The organism is Shewanella sp. YQ_9 (assembly GCF_043103185.1).
GTDB lineage: Bacteria > Pseudomonadota > Gammaproteobacteria > Enterobacterales > Shewanellaceae > Shewanella > Shewanella algae.
The window spans coordinates 55230-62740 of the sequence record NZ_JBICJO010000030.1 but is presented as its reverse complement, the minus strand read 5'-3'; the positions used below and the strand labels follow the sequence as shown (position 1 = coordinate 62740).

5 protein-coding genes are annotated in these 7511 nt (G+C 52.3%); all 5 read right to left on the bottom strand.

What is annotated here, in order from left to right; all coding sequences use genetic code 11:
- Positions 1-235: 235 nt before the first annotated feature.
- The 5 genes from ACF8D4_RS09400 to ACF8D4_RS09380 are packed head-to-tail and all read right to left on the bottom strand — an operon-like array spanning position 236 to position 7142.
- Positions 236-886 carry a molecular chaperone gene (locus ACF8D4_RS09400; protein ID WP_129979437.1) on the bottom strand — a complete coding sequence of 217 codons (651 nt, stop codon included), beginning with the start codon at positions 884-886 and terminating at the stop codon, positions 236-238.
- A gap of 44 nt (positions 887-930) precedes the next feature.
- Positions 931-1596, bottom strand: a complete 666-nt coding sequence (locus ACF8D4_RS09395) for a DMSO/selenate family reductase complex B subunit (RefSeq protein WP_025009262.1) — start codon at positions 1594-1596, stop codon at positions 931-933.
- Positions 1597-1610: 14 nt separating this feature from the next.
- Complete coding sequence (locus tag ACF8D4_RS09390) at positions 1611-4160, bottom strand: DMSO/selenate family reductase complex A subunit (protein ID WP_392468613.1); 2550 nt, start codon at positions 4158-4160, stop codon at positions 1611-1613.
- A gap of 27 nt (positions 4161-4187) precedes the next feature.
- Positions 4188-6182, bottom strand: coding sequence for an MtrB/PioB family decaheme-associated outer membrane protein (locus ACF8D4_RS09385; protein ID WP_208158104.1), 1995 nt, complete (start codon positions 6180-6182; stop codon positions 4188-4190).
- Positions 6183-6197: 15 nt separating this feature from the next.
- On the bottom strand, positions 6198-7142 hold the full coding sequence (locus tag ACF8D4_RS09380) for a DmsE family decaheme c-type cytochrome (RefSeq protein WP_144220375.1): 945 nt from the start codon (positions 7140-7142) through the stop codon (positions 6198-6200).
- Positions 7143-7511 lie beyond the last annotated feature (369 nt).

Here is a 7511-nt window from a genome sequence, read left to right as displayed (position 1 = left end):
AAAAATTCGGCAATGCGATCATTGACTCCGCCGGGAAAGAACAGCGTCGATTTCTTTTTTTCATCTGCTCCAAGTGGGATTGCAGTCAACATTATTCGCACCCAAAATATAACCTTTGTAAGAATTGTAACATGGCTTCAGTTGGACAAATGTGGTGTCGATCCGTAAAACCAGGTTAACTTATGCCATTATGTTTTCTATATATCTACTTATATCCATATTTAACATATTGATTTCAGGCGTCGCTGTCATCGAGCTCATTACTCACGGCTTGCAGATAACGAAAATACTCGCTGGCCAATAGTGATAAACCTAGATAATAGCCTGTTTGAGCATGTTCTTCCGCTAGTGACAGGCAGCGCTGCACCCAAGGTTGGACATGGTCAGTCAATAGCCTTTGCAATATTGGTGAATACTGTTCTCGATTATCTGTCGCCATTTTGTCCAGCAGGTAGGCGATGACAACGCAGATCAGTCCCAGATGGTCGACCGGCTCGTTGCGATCGAAATGGATCTGCAACCCATGCTGTTGATAAAAAGTCAGTAAATCTAGGGTGGAAGAGCCATTCAACAAACCTGAAGCAGACTGATAAACCGAGCCCCAGGGCGGCGCAACCGGAGTCCCGGGGCCGTTGAATAACTGGCCATAATCCAATTGCAGTGCAATCAGTTGCTCACGGCTTCCATCCCAGTGCTTGAGATAGTCGCTCAACTTGTTCAAAGCCAAAGATTCGCGTTGGCTGTGAGTCAGCCTGGGCCACTGCGTGGCGATATCGCTCAGCGTAAAGTGTTCAACCAGCTCTGCCGTGGGCAGATCCAACAACACCTTATGCAATACGTTGGCGATACTCTGCAAACAGAGAAGTGTATCGGTTGAGATAGCCATAAAACTCCAAAGAGGGAGAGCAGCCAAGGCTGCTCTCTTGAGGGTTACACTTCCCTGATATTCAGTATCTGCCCATTGCTGCGGGCATTTCGTGGCGCTTTGACTATCAGGTTGGGTGAGGTGATGGATTGTGATGGCAGCGGGGCAAAATGGCCATCGCCATCGCCGTATTTGGCCCGTAGATTATCCATGGTGTCGAAATCCAAGGCCCTGAGTGGGCAGGCATCAACACAAATAGGCTTCTTCCCCTCCTGCAACCTATCCTGGCAACCATCGCATTTGGTCATGATCTTGCGCTGAGTATCCAATTGCGGGGCATCATAAGGGCAAGCTCGAGCGCAGGATTGACAGCCTATACACAAAGATTCCTCGACCAATACCAAACCCTTGTCTTGCTGTTTATGCATGGCACCTGTGGGGCAGGCCTTAACACAGACAGGCTCGCTGCAATGGTTGCAGCCTATGGAGGCGTAGTGGGCAAATACGTCCTGTTCATAGCTTCCGTCACCGTTTTGATTCCAACTGCCACCGCCGTATTCATACACCCGTCGCCAAATCACTCCGGGCAAGGCGGCCACCCCCAGTTCCCTGACGTTGTCTTTTGAGCGTAACAGGCCAACCATGCGGTCTTTACAAGCAATATGACAAGTCTTGCAACCTGTGCACTTGCTGCTGTCAAAGTAGAATCCATATTGAGTTTGCTGAGTCATTTTTTGATCCTCTATTATCTTTTCTTGATAACAGCAACACGGTTGGTGTGTTGAGGGTTACCCTTGGTAATGGGTGACGGGTGATACTTGGTCAAAGTGTTGATGCAACCGCCTAGATCGACAGTATGTCCGGAAGGCCCGGTACTCATTGCCGGATCCGGCTTGTACCAAGCACCCTGTCCCAGGGAACAAACACCGGGTATGACCCTGGGGGTCACTTTCACCGGTACTTCAATGGTGCCTCGTTCGTTATAGGCCCAGACTATGTCACCGTCGGCAATACCATGTTCAGCAGCGTCAGTTGGGTTCATCCACAGTGCGTCTTCCACCGCTTCGCGCAGCCAGGGCACATTGTGGTAACTGGAGTGGGTGCGACCCTTGGTATGGTAGCCACACAATTGCAGATTAAAGCCTTTATCAATCGTTTCCTGATCCTGATATCCGTCCCAGGTCACAACATATTTGGGTAATGCCGTGATTTGATCTCCCGGGCGCAGTGTCCAGGTGGCTGCCTTGCGGGCCAGAGAGATGGAGTACAGCTCGATCTTGCCTGAGATGGTTGGTCTGGCATTGGCAACCGGGTCGGCCACAAAGGCCTGCATGGCAATGGTCGAAGATGGCATGTATTTACGGAATACCCCGGCCTTTTGCGCTTCTGCATAAGTATCGGGCCAATTGATGTCCGGATGCATTGCTTTGGTCTGGGTATAAAGGTGCTCACACCACTGTTCGCCTGTACGACCCTCGGTATAGGCGGCTTCTTTACCCATGGCGCGGGCGATGCCGCTGCAGATTTCATACATGGATTGAGCCTGGCCCAAAGGTTTCAAGGCGCTGCTCATAAAGGTGGCGTAGGCCATCTGACCCGAAGCATAGCTGTCGTTGGCAAAGTCGTTGGATTCAAGCCAGGTGCTGTCCGGCAACAGATAGTCGGCAAACTTGGCTGATGGTGTTATCCAGCAATCGCAGACCACGATTAACTCACACAGATTTTCATCCTTCAAAATAGCCGCGGTACCGTTGCTGTCGGAGTGTTGGTTAACCAGGGCATTACCGGCGCAGTTGATAATGGCCTTGATGTCGGTTTTCAGCGTGGTGGCATTGTGATCCACCAGCTCGTTGCTGCTGCCGGCGATACGCACACCATCTTTGCTGCCGGTAAACTCCTGGCCGCGAACTATGGCATCGGACCAGGTAAATACCGGAATAGTGACCTCAACCGGGTTGGTGCCGGTAGGCATTGCCGGCACGGCAAAACTGTAGCTGGTGGGCATGGCTCCGTTGTTAACCCCTTCTCGGCCCAGTTTGCCCGTCATGATTGCCAGGGTGTACACGGCGCGGGTAGCCTGATCACCGTTGGCATGGCGGCTGATACCTGCACCGGCGCTGATATAGGGTGCGCTGGCGTTCATGATATCTGTGGCCAAGGCTTTGATTTTATGTTCCGGCACACCACATATTTCGGCGGCCCACTGGGTGTTGTGGGCACCATCGGCGGCAAATTTACCTACGCCCATGATGTAATCGTGGTAGTTCTCTGCCGGGTCTATGTACTGGGCATGGGAGGCAATGAAGGCGTCGCTGTTGAGGGCGACTGCGGCCTTGGCATTTTCCAGGGACTGTTGGTCGAATCCCACCACATATTTATCCAGGAAGCTTTTCACTTCGCGAGTGACAAACCCTGAGGTGATCATTTCATGAATAATGGCTTCAATCAGTGCGGCATCTGTGCCGGGTCTGATGGGAAGCCAGTGATCCTCGTTTCCGCGCATTGAGTCTGTGTAGCGAGGCTCTACCATCCAAACTTTGATGCCCTTGGTATTGGCCGCCAGAGACTTAATAAAATCATAGCCTTCGCCGCTGCCGCTCATACGGATTTCATTGGGGTTGAAACCAAAACCCACAAACAGATCCGAGTTGGCAATTTGATCCAGCGAAGTGCCGCCAATGCTATCCCACAGATCGCCATAGGTTGCAATACAGGCGGCATAAACGCCGGCCCAGGAATAGTCCCAATGGTGGTCCAGGAAGCCACCATTCAGGTTCAGCAGCCGTCCCCAGGTTTTGGTATTGGCAGCAAAACCATAGTAAGCGCCGGTGCCATAGTGCATGTAGATAGACTCGGGCCCCTTGCTTTGGTCTTGGGCTATCTGTTGCAGTTTTGAGCCTATCTCGGCATAGGCTTCTTCCCAGGTGATAGGAACAAACTTACCTTCGCCGCGCTCACCGACCCGTTTCATGGGTTGGCGCAATCTATCTGTTGCATAGGTGCGTTGACGCAGTGAACGGCCACGTGGACAGCAACGGATCTGATGGTTGACGCCGTATTCATCAGTGGTTTCATGATCTGATTCAACGCGGGTGATGACCCCATCACGGCTGAATACCTTGACCGGACAGTTGGAGCCACAGTTCACCAGGCATGCCGACCAATTCAGCTGTTCGTCAGTTACCGGAGGCTTGGGAGGCACCACGTTAGCGTCCTTAGAGCTGGAATCACAGCCGGATACCGTGGCTGCAGCGCCAAGAGCAGCACTCATCTTCAAAAAGTTTCTACGTTCCATTTTTTATCCTCACAATGTAAGCCTTGCTCAAGGCAGCAGGTAGCTGAAGGACAACATCAGCTGATGGGCGTTGTAGTTATGGTTGAGCACCCCCAAAGTCGTTAAACCCGTCACTGCGTCTATCCCGACCTCGTTACCATCTGTGTCGAAATAGCGTTCATATCTATAGGTAAGTTTCAGTGCCATGGCGTCGTTCAGGTGGTAGCGGCCGTACAGCTCTGCGCTGTGGTTAAAGCTGTAGTAGTCGTCATAGGCCCCGCCTTCTGTCAGGGTGTTACCCTCAGAGTTGGCAAATTGATAATCAGCCCCCAAGGTCAAGCGTTCATCCAGCAAACCGCTGTAGGCTAGGCCGGCCCCGAGGGAGATAAAGTTATCCTTGATGTCACTGTGCCATGGCGTTAACTGATCCCCGTTTTGTTGGGAACTGATCCACTGTTGACCGGCCGTACCGTAGGCGCTCAAGCGTTCACTCAATTGCAAAGACAGATTCAGGTCGTATCCATAGTCACGAGATTCGGTCAATCCAATCACAGTGTCCCGGTAGTCATCCAGGGCATAGTGACTGTTGAAATCCAGGGTCATCCAGTTCAGCGGCGTATACTGCAGCCCCATTTCCATGGCCGTCCGCCGCCGATCCGCCAGGTGGTACTTACGCAACAGGCTATTGGTTTCACTGGATGTCAGCTCGCCGGCTTGATAACGACTGCCGCCGCGGTCGCCATAACTGGCCTTGAGATCCAGCCGCAGCGGTGAAACCAACTGCATTCCCAGCTTGGCCCACAGGTTATGGTCACGGGTTTCTTCCCGCTCGCCATAGCTGCGCTCTACCTGCTTGAATTCATATCCACCTTGCAGGCGATAGCCGGGCGCCAGGCGATAACTGGCATTGAGCCGGGCACTCTGGCGCTCAATATCCAGCAATGGGTTTTGTCGTATGGCGCCACTGACGGGATTGAGTTCAAGCTGGACAAATTCAGCCACACTGGAGTTGTTGTCACGTTTGCGGTAATCCAGTTGTCCACCCAGGCGTAGACGGCTATTCACCGCGGTACTGACGGCCAGGTTGGCGTCTGTGGTATTGACCTGACCATCCCAGCTCTGCAGAGGATTTCCCGTCATCTGGATCAGTCCTTCATCCTGCAGCATTCTCCCGGCGACTATCCGACCACTGAAAATCGTGCTGGCCAGGCGGTACTGACCGTTCAAGGTCAGTTGGTGCGCCTGGTTGTCCGGCGTAGCGCTGTAGAGGTCTGCGGCATAAGGCAGACTCAGGTTATTGATATCATTGTTGTATTGGCTTCCTTGATAGGCCAGTTCAGTAAACCAGTTGTGGCCACTGAGCTGTAAACCTGCCCGCAACTTGTCATTGCTCTCATCTACAGGCAAGGCAAAGTTGACCGGCCTTGGTGTTATCAGGCTGGCACTGCGGTGGCCTTGCTTTTCCTCTCTGTCATAACGCACATAGCTGCTCAAGTCGCCGAGTGATGCCAAGGCGCCGAAGTCATAGCTCAGCCCTATGCCGGCCTGTTGCCGCTCCAGCTCAAGATCCAGATAACGTAGATTGGGGCTGGGTTGCAGCAGCCCCTTGTCGTGCCACAGCCGAGTCGCTGCATCACTGTTTTCAAAGCGCGTCAGATTGCGGTAATCCAACGCCAGTTGATACTGACCTGGGCGACCGGTTCTGAGACTGACGAAGCCGTTATCCAACCCCAAATCATGGGCCCTAAGCTGGCTGCGATAGCCTCCTTGGCTGCGGTAACCGAGTTCGGCATCGACACTGGCTATCATGCCGTCTCGGCCATCTCCCAAGGCATTTCCACTATGGATATCATCACTGTCGTTGTACCCGGCATTGGCAGTCACTTCACCGCTTAAGCCGGGAGCCAACTGACACTGGCGACATTGGAAACCTGAGGTATTGACCTTGTCGGTATTGGCGCGGTTGACACTGAAGTCGGCAGCCATCGCTGAGCCTGAGAGCCCCAGCAGAGCCATGGTCAACAGATTCAAAGGAAATCTCATCTTCAACACTCCTGCTTAACGGGACAGCAAACTGCCGGCCGGGTGATTGGAACCATGGATTTGGCTGTGGCAGTTCAAACAGCTCTTGCCGGCCCCAAAGGCGCTGTTGCCACCCTGGGCCACCGCCCTTGCTGCATGACCATCGTCGGCGTGACATTGCTGACATAACTGTGGTACCCGGGCTTTGAGCAAGGATTCGTTAACACTGCCGTGAGCCTTGTGGCAGTTGGCACAGTTTTCCACCACTGGGGCATGCTCCCACAGTACTGGCCCACGCTTGTCGGCATGGCATTCATAACAAGTGGTATTGAGGCTGGTTTGTTTCAGTGCGCTTTCAGTCAGGGAACCATGAGGGTTGTGGCAATCGATACAGGTCATACGATCCCACTTGAGAGGGTGGGCTGAGCGCTTGTTCATATCGGCCTTGGCACGGGTGTGACAACTGGTACAGGCCTCGTTGATCCGCAGAGGGTTGAGCATGGGGTCTTCAGCGGCATGCACCTGATGACAATCGGCGCAGGCCACCTGCTCCAGGTTATGCAAGCTGTTGTGCCAAGCCATCTGTTTGGGGTCATTGTGGCAGCCAAGGCAAACACTGTTTTGGCTATCACTCGACAGTTTTGAACCCGCGCCGAAGCTTATCATCGGCTCTTTACCGCCACGGTTATGTTTGCCCATGGGACCATGACAGGCTTCACACTGTAATCCGGCCATGGGGGAGCGGCTGTTGTCCAGAGCGCCATGAACCCCCTGAAACAGGGCCATGACTTTCTGATCCCGCTTATGACACATCAAGCAGGAGTCGGCACCCTTGGGGGAATACTTTCCTTCACTGAACTTTTGCTCCAGTTGTTGCTCCAGTTCTGTTTGGCTTAAATCAGCCCAGGGGGCAGCATTCACAGCCGGGAACAATAATATTATCGGCACTATGAATGCTGATATTTTTAATGTGGATATCATATGTACTCCCGTTTATTTATATGCATCAGCATAGAAATAAGGCCAGCCTAAATCTTGCTTGAAATACTTCTCTAATTCGTCATGGATACATTAATCCAAAAGGAATACCCATACCTTTATATGCATATAAAACACTGCACTCTTTCTGGTGATGATCGTCACATTTGTCACTCAAACAATTATCAAACTGAGCTGGATTCCAACAAACTTGTTATTGAGCTGAACGCCTTTCTAGGCTGGAGTCCTTGGGGCAGAGTTTGGCAGGCCTGGTTTTGTGCCTGTGAAATGTCACGGATGTTTGTCTATGACTCTGATTTATATGGTTTTGTGTGCTATTTGTTCATGGGTGAGTTTAGTTGGAAGGGCTTA